General features: G+C 64.3%; 21 protein-coding genes. 11 read left to right on the top strand and 10 right to left on the bottom strand.

Going from position 1 to position 16,931, the window contains the following annotated elements:
• Position 1 precedes the first annotated feature (1 nt).
• The 6 genes from T31B1_RS14515 to T31B1_RS14490 all read left to right on the top strand — a co-directional run bounded on the left by T31B1_RS14515 (position 2) and on the right by T31B1_RS14490 (position 4,265).
• A complete protein-coding gene (locus T31B1_RS14515) occupies positions 2–412 on the top strand; it encodes a M67 family metallopeptidase (protein WP_353250233.1) in 411 nt (136 codons plus the stop codon).
• A gap of 111 nt (positions 413–523) precedes the next feature.
• The gene (locus tag T31B1_RS14510; RefSeq protein WP_353250232.1) at positions 524–2,236 is read left to right on the top strand and encodes a proline--tRNA ligase; all 1,713 of its coding nucleotides are present in this window, start codon (positions 524–526) and stop codon (positions 2,234–2,236) included.
• Positions 2,233–2,808: a transglycosylase SLT domain-containing protein gene (locus T31B1_RS14505; RefSeq protein ID WP_353250231.1), complete on the top strand. Its 576-nt coding sequence runs from the start codon at positions 2,233–2,235 to the stop codon at positions 2,806–2,808. Before T31B1_RS14510 ends, T31B1_RS14505 begins: the two co-directional genes overlap by 4 nt.
• 105 nt (positions 2,809–2,913) lie before the next feature.
• The gene (locus T31B1_RS14500; RefSeq protein WP_353250230.1) at positions 2,914–3,279 is read left to right on the top strand and encodes an ArsC/Spx/MgsR family protein; all 366 of its coding nucleotides are present in this window, start codon (positions 2,914–2,916) and stop codon (positions 3,277–3,279) included.
• Positions 3,280–3,315: 36 nt separating this feature from the next.
• Positions 3,316–3,921: an NAD(P)H:quinone oxidoreductase gene (gene wrbA / locus T31B1_RS14495; protein ID WP_353250229.1), complete on the top strand. Its 606-nt coding sequence runs from the start codon at positions 3,316–3,318 to the stop codon at positions 3,919–3,921.
• Complete coding sequence (locus T31B1_RS14490; protein WP_353250228.1) at positions 3,918–4,265, top strand: DUF2069 domain-containing protein; 348 nt, start codon at positions 3,918–3,920, stop codon at positions 4,263–4,265. Before wrbA ends, T31B1_RS14490 begins: the two co-directional genes overlap by 4 nt.
• 3 nt (positions 4,266–4,268) lie before the next feature.
• Here the strand turns inward: T31B1_RS14490 and hda are convergent, their stop codons facing one another.
• Both hda and T31B1_RS14480 read right to left on the bottom strand, forming a co-directional pair.
• The gene (hda, locus tag T31B1_RS14485; protein ID WP_353250227.1) at positions 4,269–4,967 is read right to left on the bottom strand and encodes a DnaA regulatory inactivator Hda; all 699 of its coding nucleotides are present in this window, start codon (positions 4,965–4,967) and stop codon (positions 4,269–4,271) included.
• 8 nt (positions 4,968–4,975) lie between these two features.
• The gene (locus tag T31B1_RS14480) at positions 4,976–6,022 is read right to left on the bottom strand and encodes an AI-2E family transporter (protein ID WP_353250226.1); all 1,047 of its coding nucleotides are present in this window, start codon (positions 6,020–6,022) and stop codon (positions 4,976–4,978) included.
• A gap of 212 nt (positions 6,023–6,234) precedes the next feature.
• Between T31B1_RS14480 and purM the strand changes: the two genes are divergently transcribed.
• The 3 genes from purM to T31B1_RS14465 are packed head-to-tail and all read left to right on the top strand — an operon-like array spanning position 6,235 to position 8,706.
• Entirely contained in the window at positions 6,235–7,275 is a 1,041-nt protein-coding gene (gene purM / locus T31B1_RS14475; RefSeq protein WP_353250225.1) for a phosphoribosylformylglycinamidine cyclo-ligase, read from the top strand.
• A complete protein-coding gene (purN, locus tag T31B1_RS14470) occupies positions 7,272–7,961 on the top strand; it encodes a phosphoribosylglycinamide formyltransferase (RefSeq protein WP_353250224.1) in 690 nt (229 codons plus the stop codon). The genes purM and purN overlap by 4 nt, the downstream gene beginning before the upstream one ends.
• Complete coding sequence (locus T31B1_RS14465) at positions 7,930–8,706, top strand: DUF3108 domain-containing protein (protein WP_353250223.1); 777 nt, start codon at positions 7,930–7,932, stop codon at positions 8,704–8,706. Before purN ends, T31B1_RS14465 begins: the two co-directional genes overlap by 32 nt.
• Positions 8,707–8,728: 22 nt before the next feature.
• Here the strand turns inward: T31B1_RS14465 and T31B1_RS14460 are convergent, their stop codons facing one another.
• The 6 genes from T31B1_RS14460 to dcd all read right to left on the bottom strand — a co-directional run bounded on the left by T31B1_RS14460 (position 8,729) and on the right by dcd (position 13,226).
• Positions 8,729–10,060, bottom strand: coding sequence for an MFS transporter (locus T31B1_RS14460; protein WP_353250222.1), 1,332 nt, complete (start codon positions 10,058–10,060; stop codon positions 8,729–8,731).
• Positions 10,061–10,121: 61 nt separating this feature from the next.
• A complete protein-coding gene (locus tag T31B1_RS14455; protein WP_353250221.1) occupies positions 10,122–11,057 on the bottom strand; it encodes a PDR/VanB family oxidoreductase in 936 nt (311 codons plus the stop codon).
• A gap of 22 nt (positions 11,058–11,079) precedes the next feature.
• A complete protein-coding gene (locus T31B1_RS14450; protein WP_353250220.1) occupies positions 11,080–11,574 on the bottom strand; it encodes an MOSC domain-containing protein in 495 nt (164 codons plus the stop codon).
• Between the two features lie 18 nt (positions 11,575–11,592).
• The gene (locus T31B1_RS14445; RefSeq protein WP_353250219.1) at positions 11,593–11,970 is read right to left on the bottom strand and encodes a RidA family protein; all 378 of its coding nucleotides are present in this window, start codon (positions 11,968–11,970) and stop codon (positions 11,593–11,595) included.
• 77 nt (positions 11,971–12,047) lie between these two features.
• Entirely contained in the window at positions 12,048–12,641 is a 594-nt protein-coding gene (locus T31B1_RS14440) for a helix-turn-helix domain-containing protein (RefSeq protein WP_353250218.1), read from the bottom strand.
• An 18-nt stretch (positions 12,642–12,659) separates the two neighbouring features.
• On the bottom strand, positions 12,660–13,226 hold the full coding sequence (dcd, locus tag T31B1_RS14435) for a dCTP deaminase (protein ID WP_353250217.1): 567 nt from the start codon (positions 13,224–13,226) through the stop codon (positions 12,660–12,662).
• A gap of 160 nt (positions 13,227–13,386) precedes the next feature.
• On the opposite strand from dcd, the gene T31B1_RS14430 reads away from it, so the two are divergent.
• The gene (locus T31B1_RS14430) at positions 13,387–14,394 is read left to right on the top strand and encodes a zinc-dependent alcohol dehydrogenase family protein (RefSeq protein ID WP_353250216.1); all 1,008 of its coding nucleotides are present in this window, start codon (positions 13,387–13,389) and stop codon (positions 14,392–14,394) included.
• Positions 14,395–14,458: 64 nt separating this feature from the next.
• On the opposite strand, the gene T31B1_RS14425 is transcribed toward T31B1_RS14430, so the two are convergent.
• Entirely contained in the window at positions 14,459–14,698 is a 240-nt protein-coding gene (locus tag T31B1_RS14425) for a hypothetical protein (protein WP_353250215.1), read from the bottom strand.
• A 180-nt stretch (positions 14,699–14,878) separates the two neighbouring features.
• Here T31B1_RS14425 and T31B1_RS14420 point away from each other — a divergent pair, with 180 nt between their 5' ends.
• Positions 14,879–15,781: a LysR substrate-binding domain-containing protein gene (locus tag T31B1_RS14420; RefSeq protein ID WP_353250214.1), complete on the top strand. Its 903-nt coding sequence runs from the start codon at positions 14,879–14,881 to the stop codon at positions 15,779–15,781.
• 9 nt (positions 15,782–15,790) lie between these two features.
• On the opposite strand, the gene apbC is transcribed toward T31B1_RS14420, so the two are convergent.
• Positions 15,791–16,882 (bottom strand): iron-sulfur cluster carrier protein ApbC, encoded by a 1,092-nt coding sequence (gene apbC / locus T31B1_RS14415; protein ID WP_353250213.1) that lies wholly within the window; start codon positions 16,880–16,882, stop codon positions 15,791–15,793.
• Between the last annotated feature and the right edge of the window lie 49 nt (positions 16,883–16,931).

The following is a 16,931-nucleotide window of genomic DNA, read 5'->3' as shown; positions in this document are numbered from 1 at the left end:
CGTGAAAGCCATCAAGATGAGCCGGGGCCTGGCAACCCGGCTGCTGTTCGAAGCCCAGAAGCAGCCGGAGACCGAGGTCTGCGGCTTTGTCGGTACCCGCGATGGCGAGCCCGTCGAGCTGTACCCGGTGGCCAACGTTGCCGCCGATCCCGCCCGCGAATTCGATATGGACCCAGCCCAACAGATCGATGCGCTGCGGCGCATGCGCGAAGCCGGTCAGACGATGGGGGCGATCTATCATTCACACCCGAGCGCGCCCCCGGAACCGTCGGTCGCCGATCTCGACGGCCTGGGCTATCCGGATGCGCTGTATCTGATCATCTCGCTGAACATCAAAGGCGTGCTGGAGATGCGCGCGTGGCAGCGTCAAGACCGATCCATGATCGAGCGACAACTCAAGATCATGGACTGACCTGGGTGCCGTCCCGACCCGGCCGGCAAACACCGGCGGGCCACTGTTCGCGCTTTTTTGTAGAATCGCGCCCATATTCGTCTTCATTTTCCGATTCGGCGGCCCAAGCCCATGCGTCTATCTGCCTTCGCGCTGTCCACCACGAAAGAGACTCCGGCCGACGCCGAGATCGTGTCTCATCAGCTGATGCTCCGCGCGGGCATGATCCGCAAGCTCGGCGCTGGGCTGTATACCTGGAGCCCGCTGGGCATGCGGGTACTCAAACGCGTCGAGGCGATCGTACGCCAGGAGATGGATGCCGCCGGCGCCCTGGAAGTGCTGATGCCGGCGGTACAGCCGGCCGAACTCTGGCGCGAGTCCGGCCGCTGGGATCAGATGGGCGATCTCATGCTCCGCATGACCGATCGCGCCGACCGCGAATACTGTTTTGGCCCCACCCATGAAGAGGTCATTACCGATTTCGTCAAGCGCGATGTCAGCAGCTACAAGCAGTTGCCACTGAACTTCTATCAGATCCAGACCAAGTTCCGCGACGAGATCCGCCCCCGCTTCGGGCTGATGCGGGCACGCGAGTTCATCATGAAAGATGCGTACTCGTTCCATATGGACGCCGCTGATCTGGATCGCGAGTATCACGTCATGCGCGCGGCCTACGCGCGCATACTCGACCGTATCGGGCTGGATTACCGGATCGTCGCAGCCGACTCCGGTGCCATCGGTGGTGCCAAGTCCGAAGAGTTTCACGTACTGGCCGGCTCCGGCGAAGACGAGCTGGCCGTGTCCGAGGATGGCCGCTACGCCGCCAACACCGAGGCTGCGATCACCCAGCGTCCGGCCGGCGATCGGGCGGCACCGGCCGGCGAGCTGCGCAAGGTGGATACGCCCGGCGTAGCCACCATCGCACAGCTATGCGCTGCACTCGACCTACCGCCAGAACAGACTGCCAAGGCGATCGTCGTGATGGGCGATGCGGGCGATCCGGTGCTACTGGTGCTGCGCGGCGATCACAGCCTCAACGAGATCAAGGCCGAGAATCTCGAGGGCGTGGCCAAGCCATTGACCTTCGCCGACGAAGCGACCATTCGGACCCACTTCGGCGCCGGCCCGGGTTCGCTGGGACCCGTTAATCTCAACCTCGAGGTGATCGCGGATCATGCGTTGGCCAACGCCACTGACATGGCGGTGGGCGCGAACTATGACGGCGCACATTTTCTCAACTTCAACTGGGGTCGGGACAGCGTCGAACCGCGGTTCGCCGATCTGCGCAACGTGGTCGCCGGCGATCCCAGCCCGGACGGCTCGCCGCTGGCTCTGCTGCGCGGCATCGAGGTCGGCCACGTATTCCAGCTCGGCGACAAGTACAGCACCGCGCTCGACCTGACCGTGCTCGACGAGAACGGCAGGGCCGTTGTGCCACAGATGGGCTGCTACGGCTTCGGCGTATCGCGCATCGTCGCCGCGGCCATCGAGCAGTGTTTCGACGATTCCGGCATCTGCTGGCCGGCCGCGATCGCACCCTTCGATCTGATGATCATACCGATCAAGGCCGACAAGTCCGCGGCTGTGCGCGAGGCCTGCGAAACCCTGTATGCGCAGTGCCGCGCGGCCGGTATCGATGCCGCCTATGACGATCGCGGCCTGCGGCCGGGCCCGATGTTCGCCGATGCCGAACTCATCGGCGTGCCGCACCGTATCGTGGTCTCCGATCGCGGACTGGAGGCGGGCATGCTCGAGTACAAGGGCCGCCGCGACGCGGAATCCAAACAGATCGAGCATAGTCTGGAGGCGATCCGCCAGGCGCTGGGCCTGCCCGCCACGCCGTGAAGACCACCGCGGTGGTCGCGCTCGCCCTGGCGCTGAGCGTGCCTCGCGTGTTTGCGGCCGCCGCGGTGCCGGCGTCGGTCGATCCGGCGCTGCGCCGAGCGCTGACGGATGCCGTCAAGACATCGGCGAGTTTTTCCAACCGCTTCGAGGCCGAAGTCTGGCTGCTCGACATGTCGACGCGGTTGAGCACGCTCGTGCCCGATGTCGGCCGCCGCATGGCGTTGCTCAAGACGGTGCACGCCGAAGCCGCGCGGGCCGGGCTCGACCCGCAGGTCGTGCTCGCGCTGATTCAGGTCGAATCGCGTTTTCAACGCTTTGCGGTATCTTCGGCCGGCGCGCTGGGGCTGATGCAGGTCATGCCGTTCTGGATCGACGAAATCGGCCGTCCGGACGACAATCTGTTCGATATGCATACCAACCTGCGCTACGGCTGCACGATTCTGGCCTACTACCTGGATATCGAGCACGGCAATCTCACCCGGGCACTGGCTCGCTACAACGGCAGTCTGGGCCAGTACTGGTACCCGGCCCGTGTCGAGACCGCGCTACGCACGCGCTGGTATGCCCGTTGACCCGCACGCCGCGCGTGGCCGGCACGGGAGTTAGACGACGGCGCCGGTTGCGCCGTGCCATCGGCACGGTCAGGATGACGCGCTTGCCAGACCATCGAGGCCCGCATGCGGCTCTATCACAACGAACAATGCTCGAAATCGCGCGCGGCCCTGGCGCTGCTGCGCCAAGCCGGATACGAACCGACCGTCATCGACTATATCGACCAGCCACCGGACACGGCGACGCTGGACCGGCTGCTCAACCTGCTCGACGGCGAACCCGACACGCTGGTGCGCCGCAACGATCCCGGCTTTACCGACTGGGCCGATATCGATGAGCCGCCGCTGGAGCGCAACCGCGTGATCGAGATTCTCACCGTCGAGCCGGCGCTCATGCAGCGGCCCATCCTGGAAACCGACGAGGGCGCGATCATCGCCCGGCCGCCCGAGCGCGTATTCGAACTGGTCGCGGAACAGAGCGACGATGCCTGACGGTTTCCATAAGGTTAGCCAACCGAGTCCGAGCCGATGAACGACGAAATACTGGTGCTTTACTACAGCCGCAACGGCGCGACCGCGAGCCTCGCCAACGAGGTGGCGCGCGGCGTTGCCCGTGCCGCGCCGATGAAGGCGCGCGTGCGCACCGTGCCGTCAGTCTCGGCGACCACCGAGGCCGGCGAACCCGATATCCCCGACACGGGCGCACCCTACGTACAAGCCGACGATCTGGAAGAATGTGCCGGGCTGATCATCGGCTCGCCCACCCGATTCGGCAACATGGCGGCGCCGTTAAAACACTTCATCGACAGCCTGTCCGGCCAGTGGCTGTCCGGCACGCTGGCCGGCAAGCCCGGCGCGGTGTTCACCTCCACGGGCAGCCTTCACGGCGGCCAGGAAACCACCCTCATGAGCATGATGCTGCCCTTGCTCCATCACGGCATGCTGATCGTGGGCCTGACCTATACCGCGGACGACCTGCTGGCCGAGACCACCTCGGGCGGCACGCCCTACGGTGCCAGCCATGTATCCGGCTCGCTCGGAGACAATCCGCTGACCGACATCGAGAAGAAGCTCGCGCGCACCCTGGGCGAACGCGTCGCCCGTACGGCCGCCAAGCTGGGCAGGCCCGAATGAAACGCTCCCGCTATGCCCTGACACTGGCGCTGATCGGCAACCTCGGTCTGATCGCGGCGATCTGTGTGATTTCGGGCCGCGAGTTCGGCCAGCTCGTCCTGGCTGCGCTGTTCTGCCTGCCGCTGCTGGTCTCGCTCAACGGCCTGGTCCGGGCACGGGTCTATACCGCGGCCTGGGCTTCGATGATGGCGCTGTTCTACATGGCCTATGCCATGGTCGAGTACATCGCCGGCAATCGGAGTCTGGGCGTGGATTTGTGCCTGGCGGCCAGTATCGCCCTGTTCGTGGGAACCGTCGTATTCGCCAAATGGGATGCCCGCGAACGACCGGATCCAACCGCCTAGCCGTCAGCGCGGCCCGGCCAGGGTCTGTTTTACAAAAGGTACGGTCAGGCGCCGATGCGCCGATAGCGAGGCATGATCGAGCGTGTCCAGGATCGTCATCAGTGCCGGCACATCGTGCTCGCCGTGGTGGCGCAGCAGCCAGCGCGCCGTGGCATCGGGCAGCTCCATGCCCCGCTGGGCCGCGCGGCGGGTAAGCAGCTCCTGCCGGTCGGGCTCGTCCAGTTCGATAGTCGCGATCGCCCCACCCCAGGCCAGACGACTGACCAGATCCGGCAGCGCCAGCCCGATTTCGCGTGGCGGCTCGGCGTCGGCGGCCAGCAGACGCGCGCCGCGGGCGCGCAGCCCGTCGGTCAGCGACAGCAGTGCGATCTCGGCTTCGCGGTCGCCAGCGATGGCAGCGACGTCATCGACACAGACACAGTCCATGTCCTGAAGACCCGTGAGAAGCGCTGTCGCCTGCCGTCCCACCTGGGCCAAGGGCAGATACACGCTGCGCTGGCCTGAATCGCCGATCGCACGGCAGGCGGCCTGCAGCAGATGCGTCTTGCCGGTGGCTGTCGGCCCGTGCACGAACAGCCGCTCGGTACGCCCGGCCACCAGCTCCGCGACCGACGCCTTGACGTGCGCATTGCGCTGGCCCACGAACGCGTCGAGCGTCGCACTCTGGGGCAGCTGTACGCCGAGTACCAGTTGAACCGCCATGCGCGCCCCTAGTGATCCAGGTACAACCGGCTCGCCCGCCACTGCCGACCGCCGTAGCGAACCAACACAGCGATGGCTGCGGCCACCGGAAGTGCGATGAGCACGCCGACGAAACCGAACAGCTGGCCGCCGGCCAGTACCGCGAAGATCACCCATACGGGATGCAGACCGATCGCATCACCCAGCAACAGCGGTTGCAGTACCACCTGCTCCATGACCTGACCGATACCGAAGACCAGAAACACCCAGATCAGCTGGAACGGCTCGCCGGTCTGGACCAGCATGGCGATGGTCGACAGCGACAGCCCGGTAATCACGCCGACATAAGGCACGAAACTGATCAGGCCCGCACCCAGGCCGATGACCAGCGCAAGATCGAGACCGGCCAGCCAGAGCCCGACGATATAGATCGAGCCCAGTACGGTCATGACCAGCAGCTGGCCCCGGATGAACTGGCCGAGCACCTGATCGGTCTCGCGTGCCAGCTCCGTGGCCGTACCGACATATCGGCGCGGCAGCTGTGCACGAATCCAGGCGACCATATGGTCCCAATCGCGCAGCAGGTAGAACATGATCACCGGAATCAGCAACAGATTCATGACCATAGCCATGAGTGCGGTGCCCGACGAGAACGCCTTCTTCGCCACCGTCGAGGCGAAACCGCCGGCGGTTCCCCAGTTGTCGGCGATCAGCGTCTTGATCGAATCGACGTCGAACGGTCGGCCGGACGGCGACAGACTGCCCAGCCACGGGTTGACCGTGCGCTGGATCCAGTCGGCATAGCGCGGCAGGTTCTGGATCAGCGTATCGATCTGCTGCTGAAGCAACGGCAGCAGCAGCAGTGTCATCAACGCACAGATCAGCACCACGCCCGCGAACACCACGATCACGCCGCCGGTTCGCGACAACCGCATGCGCTCAAGGCGGTCGACGAGCGGATCGCACACATAGGCCAACCCGGCGCCGATGAGAAACGGCGTGAGAATCGAACCGAGCAGCCAGATTAGTCCCAGGACTGCGACAAGCGCCAGAATCAACAGATTGCGTCGGCGCACCGTTACCGGCTCCCTGCGGTTGCACTCGGCGGCCGCCCGGCCTCTGACGGGCATTTCACCCGGCGTGTCCCACGATGGCTCAAATCGACCTCGATGAATCGGCTGACGGTGTCCGGCGAGCACCCTTGATCCCGCGTTACAATAACACGCAAGCCCGAAACCCATGCCGACCGTTGCGGTCGGCCCGATGATTCATCAGCCAGCGAGCCGCCGTGAGCCAACGCCCTTCCCTGACCTATGCCGAGGCCGGCGTCGATATCGATGCCGGCAACCGCCTCGTCGATGAAATCCGCGAGCCGGTCGAAGCCACCCGCCGACCCGAAGTGATCGGCGGCCTGGGCGGATTCGGCGGCCTGTTCGAATTGCCGGTGGAGCGCTACCGCCGGCCGGTACTGGTCTCGGGCACCGATGGCGTGGGCACCAAACTGCGCCTGGCCATCGATGCACAGCGTTTCGACGGCATCGGCATCGATCTGGTGGCCATGTGCGTCAACGATGTGCTCGTCACCGGCGCCGAGCCGCTGTTCTTCCTCGATTACTACGCGACGGCGCATCTCGACGCCAGCGTGGCGGCGCCGGTGATCAAGAGCATCGCCGAAGGCTGTCGCCAAGCGGGTGCAGCCCTCATCGGCGGCGAGACCGCCGAGATGCCCGGCATGTATGCCGCCGGCGATTTCGATCTGGCCGGCTTCTGCGTGGGCGTGGTCGAGTACGACCAGCGGATCGATGGCAGCGACATGGCCGAGGGCGATGTGGTACTCGGCCTGGCCTCGTCGGGGCCGCACTCCAACGGCTATTCGCTTATCCGCCGGATCATGGCACTTGACGATACGCCCCTGGATAAGCCGCTGGGCGAGACGACGCTAGGCGATGCCCTGCTCGCGCCCACGCGGATCTATGTCGCTGCCATCCGGCAACTGCTGGAACGGGTCGAGGTGCACGGCATGGCGCACGTCACCGGCGGCGGCCTGGCCGAGAATTTTGCGCGGGTGATGCCCGAACATCTGGCCGCCACGCTGGCGCGGGATGCCTGGCCGCGGCCCCCTGTATTCGACTGGCTGGCCGAACAGGGCAACGTGTCCGAAGGTGAAATGGCACGCACCTTCAACTGCGGCATCGGCTTCTGCGTGGTGGTACCCGCCGATCGCGTGGCCGAGGCAACCGAGGTATTGGGCGCGGCCGGCGAACAGGTCTTCGAACTCGGTCGTGTCCATGCGCGCGCCGGCGAAAGCGAAGCCGTTCACCTGGTTTGACGGGCTCATCTGCGCCGACGCAATCGCCGGCTCGTCTTGTCGTCGTCCTGTCCGGCCGCGGCCGCAACCTTGCCGCGCTGATCGAGGCCATCGACACCGGTCGCCTGGATGCGCGCATCGTGCTGGTGGTGAGCAACCGCCTGGATGCGCGCGGCCTGCGCATCGCCCGGCTGGCCGGCCTGCCGTGTGCGGCCATCGACAGCAGCGCGTTTTCAGTGCGTGAAGACTTCGACCGCGCATTGGCAGCGCGCATCGAGGGCGCCGCCCCCGACTGGGTACTGCTGGCCGGCTATATGCGCATTCTCAGTTCAGCCTTCGTACAGCGCTTCGCCGACAGACTGATCAATATTCATCCATCACTATTGCCGCGCCACCCCGGCCTGCACACCCATGCCCGAGCCCTGGAGGCCGGTGACGCCAGACACGGGGCGACCGTGCATTTCGTCATCCCGGAACTCGATGCCGGCCCGCCGATCCGCCAGGCCAGCATCGCCGTACGACCGGACGACACCGCAAGCGAGCTGGCCGAACGATTGATGGTCCGCGTCGAACAACGGCTCTATGCCAAAGCCGTCGGCGATCTCGTAAGCGGGCGGGTGCAGCTACGCGAGGGCGTCGTCTGGCGCGACGGCCGCATTCAGGAGCATTGCCCGAATGAAGACCACGATCCGATCGCCTCGTCATGACCGCTTGAGCTGTCTCGGCTCGAGACGCCTACGACAGGGCCGCGTCGTACTTGTTGCATTGCTGTGGTCGCTCGCGCTGGCCTCGCAGGCAGCGGTCACCGATGGCTTCACCGCCAAGTTCGATGTCCACCGCGGCAAGCTGGGGCTGGGCACCACCGAATTCAGCCTCGCGAACGACACCTCGCCCAACTGCTATATATACCGTGGGCGGGCTGATCCGAACGCTCTGGTGCGCCTGTTCCTGGGCGATGTGCGCGACGAAAGCCGGTTCTGTGTCGAAGACGATGCGCTACGGCCGAGCCATTACAGCCACCGTATCCAGGGCGATGACAAGAAGAGCTATACGCTGGATTTCGACTGGGCCGCCGGGCAAGTCCACTACGCCAACAAGCAGGGCACCCGGCAGACATTGCCGCTGGCTGGCGACGAGCTCGATCCGCTCTCGATCCAGATCGCGGCCCGTCGCTGGGTCGCCGAGGCGCCCGACCCGGATACGCTGGCGGAGACCGCGTTCCGGCTGGTCGACGAGGACGAGATCAAGACCTATCGGCTGCGTGCCACCGACGGCGGCACGATCTCGACCCCCGGCGGACGCTACGACACGCTGCGTGTGGACCGCGTCGACGACAACAAGCGTCTGAGCTTCTGGCTGGCCCGCAACGCCGACTGGATTCCAGTACGCGTCGAACAGCAGAAAGGCGACGGCGCGATCATTCAGATGAACCTGACCTCGCTCGAACGCTAGCCATACATCGGCCGTGTGACGGTCAGTCGATCGGCTTGCCCGCGGTTTCCGGCGCGTTCGCGGCCGCGAACAGCGTCACCAGCGCGATGACGATCAAATACATGGAGATCGGCCACGTCGCTCCGCTCCAGGCCAGCAGCGATGCCGCAATGATCGGCGTGAAGCCGCCGCTGAGGGCAGCGCCGACCTGAAAACCGAGCGAAGCACCACTGTAGCGCAGACGGGCCTCGAACAACTCCGACATCCAAGCCGCGCCTGTGCCGAACATGATGCCCTGCCCGAAGCTCAAGGCGATGGCCACGGTGACCGCGATGACCGCCGCATTGTGTGTTTCGAACAGCCAGAACATGGGAAACGCATAGACAATGGAAAAAAGACAGGCAAACACGAACAGTGGCTTGCGGCCGTAACGATCGGAAAGCCAGCCGAAGAACGGGATCGTGAACAGCTCGATGAACGCCGCGATCAGAATGCCGTTGAGGATCACGCTACGCGGTAGGCCGAGTTCGCCGGTGACATAGGCGATCGAAAAGACTGTGACGATGCTGACATATGCGATTTCCGAGACTTTCAGACCCACGGCGGTCAAGAACGTACGCGGTTGCTCGAACAAGATTTCCAGGACCGGCAATTTCGCCACCGTGTTCGACCGCTTGACCTGCGTGAATGCTGGCGTCTCGTGCAGACGCAGACGGATGAACAGGCCCACGACCACCAGCAGCGCACTCGCCAGGAACGGCAGCCGCCAGCCCCAGCTCAGAAAGTCCTCCTCGGGTAACGCCGTCGCCAATGCAAAGGCTCCGATCGAGGCGATAACCCCCAGCGAGTAGCCGATCTGGACCACCGCGCCATAGAATCCGCGTCGCCGAGGGTCCACGCTTTCCACCACCATCAGTACGGCACCGCCCCATTCGCCACCGATACCCAGCCCCTGGATCAAGCGCAGCGCGATCAGCATGATCGGCGCCCAGACACCGATCTGCTCGTAGGTCGGCAGGCACCCGATCAGGAAAGTGCCCAGTCCCATCAGGATGATTGTCAGCGATAACATCGATTTGCGCCCGATCCGGTCGCCGAAATGGCCGAATACGATGCCGCCCAGCGGTCGGGCGATAAAACCGAGTGCATACGAACCAAAGGCCGCGATCGTCCCTACGGTCGGATCGAAACTCGGAAAGAACAGCCGATTGAATACCAGAGCAGCCGCCGTGCCATAGATGAGGAAGTCGTACCACTCGACTGTGGTACCGATCACGCTGGACACGACGATCTTGCGCCGCTGGGAGGCTGCGACCACCTCACGGGGATGGGCCTTGCGGCCGGATGCGTACGAAGAACGCGCTGCAATCGCCATCTTAGCCTCTACTTTAGTGGACAATTTCCACTAAACAAGAAGCAAAACTTGTACCAGCCCGTCAGATATCCAGCGTGACCCGGCAACGTGCCCGGGAGATACAAGGCGTCATTCGATGCTGCCGATCGGCCAGACTGAGTACGCTGTCGCGATGGATGACCTGACCGTCGCGATATTCGCAGATACAGGCCCCACACACGCCCAATTCGCACGACGACGGCATGCTGTAACCATGATCGCGCAATACGCTTAGCGCGGTGCGATCTGCCGGTACCGGCACCCGCTCGCCGCTCGAGGCCACCACCACCTCGAAGGGCTCCGGCTTGAAGTCGTCGTCGAGCGGCGGCTGAAAGACTTCGAAATGCACGCGCTCTTCGGGCCAGCCAGCATCGTGCGCCGCGTCGCGTATGGCATCGGTCAAACGCGCCGGGCCGCAACCGTACAGGTGGGTATGATCATCGGTCGTGCGACCCTCGAACAGCGTCTTGACATCCAATCGCTGCTCGTCTGAGAAATAGGTTCTCAACCGGTCTCCGGCGACCGAGTCCACCTCAGTCAGCAATGCAGCCCGCTCGCGCCGCGCCGCACAGTAGTGAAAGATGAAATCATCGCCGCGGTGGCGCGCCTGACGCGCCATCGCCAGCAAGGGCGTCACACCGATGCCGCCGGCAACGAAGACATGGCGCCGTGCCCCGTCATGGAGCGCAAAATTCGTCCGTGGCGCACTGAGATGGACGATATCGCCACGGCAGACATGATCGTGAATCCAGCACGAGCCGCCGCGCCCGGCCGATTCTTTCTGAACCGCGATCCGGTAGACGGTGCGGTCACCCGGATCGCCACACAGCGAATACTGGCGGATCTTGCCGTCCGGCAGGTGCATGTCCACATGGGCCCCACCCCGCCAGGCCGGCAGCCGCGGTTTTCTGGGATGACGCAGCGTCAGTACGACGACCCCGTCACGGTCGTCGACCCGGTCGTCGACGACGAGCTTCATGATAATCCGTGCGGACACGCGATCAGCCGTCGATCGGCGAGATTTGATCGCCGGGCCGTATGGTCCCGCCGGTCTCGATCGTGCAGTTCAGGCCGGAGCGGTTGTACAGCGGCAGATACACCGGCTCGCCCAGCAGCTCCTCCAGGTACTTGCACGGGAAATTCAGGCGCCCGCCCCGCAGGACGGTCTCGCCCACACAAAAACGCTTGCCGACCAGATGATTCAGCGGCACACCGCGAGTCGTCAGGTTACGGCGGTGCTCGCTCGGGTCGAGCACGATCGGCCCGTCCTGCAACGGCGGGTCGTTGGCGGCCAGCGCCTCGAGGACTTCGACCTCGATCAGGGTCACTTCGCGGATATCCGGCTTGGGTGAATAGGTGCCCGTCCCCAGAAAATAGCGGTCGCCGACGATACCGCGCCCGGCCACCAACTCGGCTTCGTCCAGCGGTTCCATCTCATAGGCGGCCGCCGGCGCTATATGAATATGCAGCAATTCGCCGCCTTGCCAGTCAGTCATGAGGCTACTCCGGTCGGTTCAGGTAAACGCGATACATTCGATCTCGACGCGTGCGTCACGCGGCAAGCGTGCCACTTCGAACGCGCTCCGCGCCGGCAGCGCTTGTCCGAAGACATCCGCATAGATCGTATTCATGGCCGCGAAGTCGTTCATGTCGGCCAGATAGACGGTCGTCTTGGCGATCCGTGCCAAGGACGAACCGCCCGCCGCCAGCACGGCACGCACATTTGCCAGGGATTGCCGGGTTTGCGCTTCGATGCCTTCTGGCATCCGACCATCCATATCCATGGGCAGTTGGCCCGATACGAATAGGAGCCCCTGGCCGGCGATCGCCTGCGAATAGGGGCCCGCGGGCGCGGGGGCGTCCGGACTCAACACGGTGGTCAAATCGCTCATGCATCCTTCCAATCAGACAAGAGAGGAGGACAATATAATGGAAATTTTTCCACCAGGCGAGATGCGCGTGATCGTACTCAGCGGGCGCGATCACTGTTGATGATCAGGAAATACTCGCAGGGGCCATCGCCGACGTTGGTGAATACATGGGTCTCATCGGCCTCGAAATACAGTGCGTCGTGCGTATCGAGCACGGTACTGCGATCGCCCACACTCGCTTTGAGTTGTCCGCTCAGGACATAGATATATTCTTCCACGCCGCGTCGATGCGCGACGAATTCCCCGGTCGTGCCCGACGGCGGCAAGGTATTGAGCACCCAGTCAATACCGCGGCCCGGCAATACCGGTGAAATACAGCGCCGCATATAGCCGGACACCTCGTCCCGCAGCACCGGCTGACGAGCGGCCGGAATCACCACGAATTCGCGTTCCACCGGTTGGGCCATCAACTGCGAAAACGTCGTACCCAGCGCCTCGGCCAGCTGCGACAGCGTTCCTGTCGAAGGCGCAGTCTCGCCGCGTTCGATCTTGGAGATCATCGAACGGCTCACGCCGGATCGCGCGCTGAGTTTCTCCAGAGAAAGATTCTGCGCCTTGCGATGGCTCTTGAGCTCTTCGGCCAGAACCCTGACTTGTTCGGAAACGGCTTGACGGGCGGCTTGCGATCTCATGATGGGCGAGCCTTTGGCTCAGGTGCGCGGCAAGGTGACGCCGCGCTGACCCTGATACTTGCCGCCACGGTCCGCGTACGAGGTTTCGCAGACCTCATCGGATTCGAGAAACAGCATCTGCGCCACGCCTTCGTGGGCGTAGATCTTGGCCGGCAAAGGCGTGGTGTTGGAAAACTCCAGCGTCACATGCCCCTCCCACTCCGGCTCGAGCGGAGTGACGTTGACGATGATGCCGCAGCGTGCGTACGTCGATTTGCCCAGACACACGGTGAGTACGCTGCGGGGAATGCGGAAATACTCGACCGTGGAGGCCAGCGCGAAGGAGTTCGGCGGGATGATGCAGACATCGCCCTCGAAATCGACGAAGCTCTTCGAATCGAAGGCCTTGGGGTCGACCATCGCGGTGTTGATATTGGTGAATATCTTGAACTGCGGCGAACAGCGCACGTCGTAGCCGTAGCTGGACACGCCGTAAGAGATGATGCGGCCGCCTTCGTTCTTCTTGACTTGGCGTGGCTCGAACGGCTCGATCATGCCGTGCTCGTCGGCCATGCGGCGGATCCATCGGTCGGATTTTATGCTCATCGTCGGAAACTGCTCAGCGCGGGTCCAGCCGCGCAGTTTACTGGCTCCGCGTGCATCGGCCCAGCGCCATCGCCAACGGGCCATCGAAGCGGCCGCCGATGGTGACGCGCGCTTGCCCGAGCACGTATCTTATCGACCATCGTTCAATCGAGAGTTGCTCATGCACGTCCAGTTGATTCGCGAGTTCGGCACCCCGGATGTTTTCGAAGCCGCCGAAATCGATACGCCCACCCCGGGGCCTGGCCAGCTGCTAGTCCGTCAGGTCGCCTCGAGCGTCAATCCGGTGGATACCAAGCTGCGTACCGCCGGGCCGCCGATCGCCCCGGCGCTGCCGGGCGTGCTTGGCTGCGATGTAGCAGGCATCGTGGAAGCCGTCGGCGACGGTGTGACGCGTTTTACCGAAGGAGACGCCGTGTACGGCTGTGCCGGGGGGCTGCGCGGTCGCGGCGGCGCATACGGTGAATATATCGCGGTGGACGCCGAACTCATGGCCACCAAGCCGGATACCCTGGACTGGCGGGAGACGGCCGCGCTGCCTCTTGTCACCATCACCGCCTGGGAAGCGATGATCGATCGTTGTCGTGTCGCGCCCGGCGATCACGTGCTGATCCACGGCGGGGCCGGCGGCGTCGGTCATATCGCCATCCAACTTGCCAAGAGCCAGGGCGCCCGCGTGGCCGCGACCGTATCGTCGGCCGCCAAGGCCGATATCGCCCGACGCATGGGCGCGGACGAAACCATCAACTATCGCGAAGAAGCGGTGGCCGATTATGTCGAGCGCCTGACCGGCGGGCGCGGCTTCGACGTGGTCTTCGATGCGACCGGCGGCTCGGATATCGCCACGTCGTTCGCCGGAGCGCGCGTCAACGGCCAGGTCGCGACGATCGTATCGCAGTACGAGGCCGATCTTACGCCCATGCACGGCAAGAGCCTGACGCTGCACGTGATCTTCATGCTCACGAGCATGCTGAACGGCACCCATCCTCAGCATCACGGCGAAATACTGGCCAAAGCAGCCGGGCTGGCGGCCGCCGGGCAGCTCAAGCCACTGCTCGACGAACGCCGATTCAACCTCGACGATATCGCCGCCGCGCACTCGCATCTGGAAGCCGGAGCCGCGATCGGCAAGATCGTCATCGATATCGGCGACGAAGCCCGCAACGCCTGATTGCGCATGGGGCGGCCCGGTAACGCACGGGCCGCCACTTGGTTGCGATGGGTTGCCGTGGCGCTTAAGCGCGGCTGCACACCCTGTGCACGCCCGCTCGACCGTCGTGTACCGGTGGTTCGTTGAGACCACGGCTAAGCTGTGTGCGGCTGTAACCCAGGTCGCACAGGATATAGTCGTCGCGTTCGAGCAACGCCTTGATCGCACGCCGGTTGCGCCGGCGCTGCAGCGCGCGTTCGATCAGCGCGAAAAGCCAGAGCGGCGGCATGGCCGGCGTATACAGCCGCTGGATCTGCGCACACATGGGTTCGTGTGAGCGCACCGGTTCTTGGCGGGCTGACGTAGATTCCTGACGCATATCGCACCTCCGTGGATTGATCGACTGCCCGTATTCACGGGCCAGGCATCAGCATGGAAGCGGGCGACTGTTCAAACCAGCGAAAAGATCTATACTCTGCTTTCAGTTTTTCTGAATGCTAAAACGATGACGGGACTGCCCCGCCAGACCAGCGGCGCTACCGAGCGACTGCTCGATACCGAAGTACTGCGCAGTTTTGTTGCCATTGCCGAGCACGGCAGTTTCACCCGTGCCGCGAAGGCGGTGTTTCGTACGCCGTCGGCGCTGAGCATGCAGATCAAGGGGCTGGAGACCACGCTCGACAAGCGCCTTTTCGTGCGTGAAGCGCGCCGGGTACAGCTGACCGAGCACGGCGAACTGCTGCTGCGCTATGCGCGTCAACTGCTGCAACTCAATGCCGAGGCCGTGGCCTGTTTCCTGGCGCCGGCACTCGACGGCACCGTACGTATCGGCACGCCGGACGATGTGGGTACGCGCGTGCTACCCCAGGTGCTCGGCGCGTTCGCCCGCTCGAATCCCGCCGTGCAGGTCGATGTGATGACCGGCACGAGCAACCTGATGCTCGCGCGCCTGGATGCCGACGAGATCGATTTCGCGCTCGTCACGATCGGCAATCGCGATGTCGATCCGAAACGCGGCGAAATCGTGCATACGGAACCGCTGGTATGGGCCGCACGTCGCGGCGGTAGCGCGCGCCTGCGCGATCCGCTGCCGGTGGCGCTTGCCGAGCCCGGCTGTGCATGGCGCGCCAGTGCGGTGGACGCGCTCGATCGCGTGGGCCGGCGCTATCGCGTGGCCTACAGCAGTGATCACAGCGCCGGCCAGCGCGCGGCGGTGCTGGCCGACCTGGCGATCGCGCCCTTTCCGCGACCGCTGGCCAACGGGGCCGACCTGGAAATCATCGACGATCCCAAACTGCCGCCGCTGGCCGATACCTATACCGCACTCGTGTTCGGCGCACAGTGTTCCGAGGCCGGCAAGGCGCTCGCGGGGCATGTAGTCGCCGCCTTTCGCGCCCTGCGCGCCTGAATATCGCAGCTAGGTGTTCTCGACCTTGATATTCGGGAACTTGCTGGCGTAGTCCTTCTTCTGGCGCGCCAGACGGGCGGCCGTGTTGCGAGAGACGTCCATATACGCCGCAGCGATCTGGCTGTCCGGCGCGGCCACCACAGTCGGCGTACCGGCATCGGCATACTCGCGGATCGAGATATCCAGCGGCAGTTCGCCCAGCAGGTCGACGCCGTATTCGTCGGCCAGGCGCTGGCCACCGTGCGAGCCGAAGATCGCCTCCTGGTGACCGCACTGCGAGCAGATATGCGTACTCATGTTCTCGACGATGCCCAACACCGGCACATTCACCTTCTTGAACATCTCCACGCCCTTTCGGGCATCGATCAGTGCCAGGTCCTGCGGCGTGGTAACCACCACCGCACCGGAAACCGGAATCTTCTGCGCCAGGGTGAGCTGGATATCGCCAGTGCCCGGCGGCAGATCGATGATCAGATAGTCGAGATCGTTCCAGGCGGTCTGGAACAGCATCTGCTGCAGCGCCGAAGTCACCATGGGCCCGCGCAGGATCGCCGGCGATTCCTTGTCGATCAGATACCCGATCGACATGGTCTGCAGACCGTGCGCGACCATCGGCAGCAGGGTCTTTCCGTCCTTCGCCTGGGCGCGCCCCTCAATGCCCATCAGGCGCGGCTGGCTGGGGCCATAGATATCGGCATCGAGCAGGCCGACCGCTGCCCCGTCCGCCTTGAGTGCCAGCGCGAGGTTGGCGGCGACCGTGGACTTGCCGACACCGCCCTTGGCCGAGGCCACCGCGATGATATTGCGTACGCCCTCGACACGCTTGAGCGAGGGCTGCACGGCGCGTGCGGCTACTGAAAACCCGACCGTCACATCGGCGCGCTCGATTCCCGAGACGGCCTCCAGCATCGAGCGGATACGTTCGGCCAGCTGCTGGCCGTAGCTTCCACAGGGAAAACCCAGGTCCAGCGCGAGCTTTACGTGGCCGTTATCGGCCTCCAGCGAACGCACGGCGCGCGCGCCCATCAGGTCGGTATCCAGGTAGGGCTCGTGAAAACGGCTGAGTTCGGTCTCGACCGTCTTCTTCAGGGAATCGCTCATGGCGTGCACCCTATGATTGTCTGCATGAATTGAAACTGCGCCGATGATA

It is taken from the genome of Salinisphaera sp. T31B1, assembly GCF_040361275.1.
Lineage (GTDB): Bacteria > Pseudomonadota > Gammaproteobacteria > Nevskiales > Salinisphaeraceae > Salinisphaera.
The sequence above is the reverse complement of the archived record's forward strand: the minus strand, read 5'-3'. Positions and strand labels throughout refer to the sequence as shown.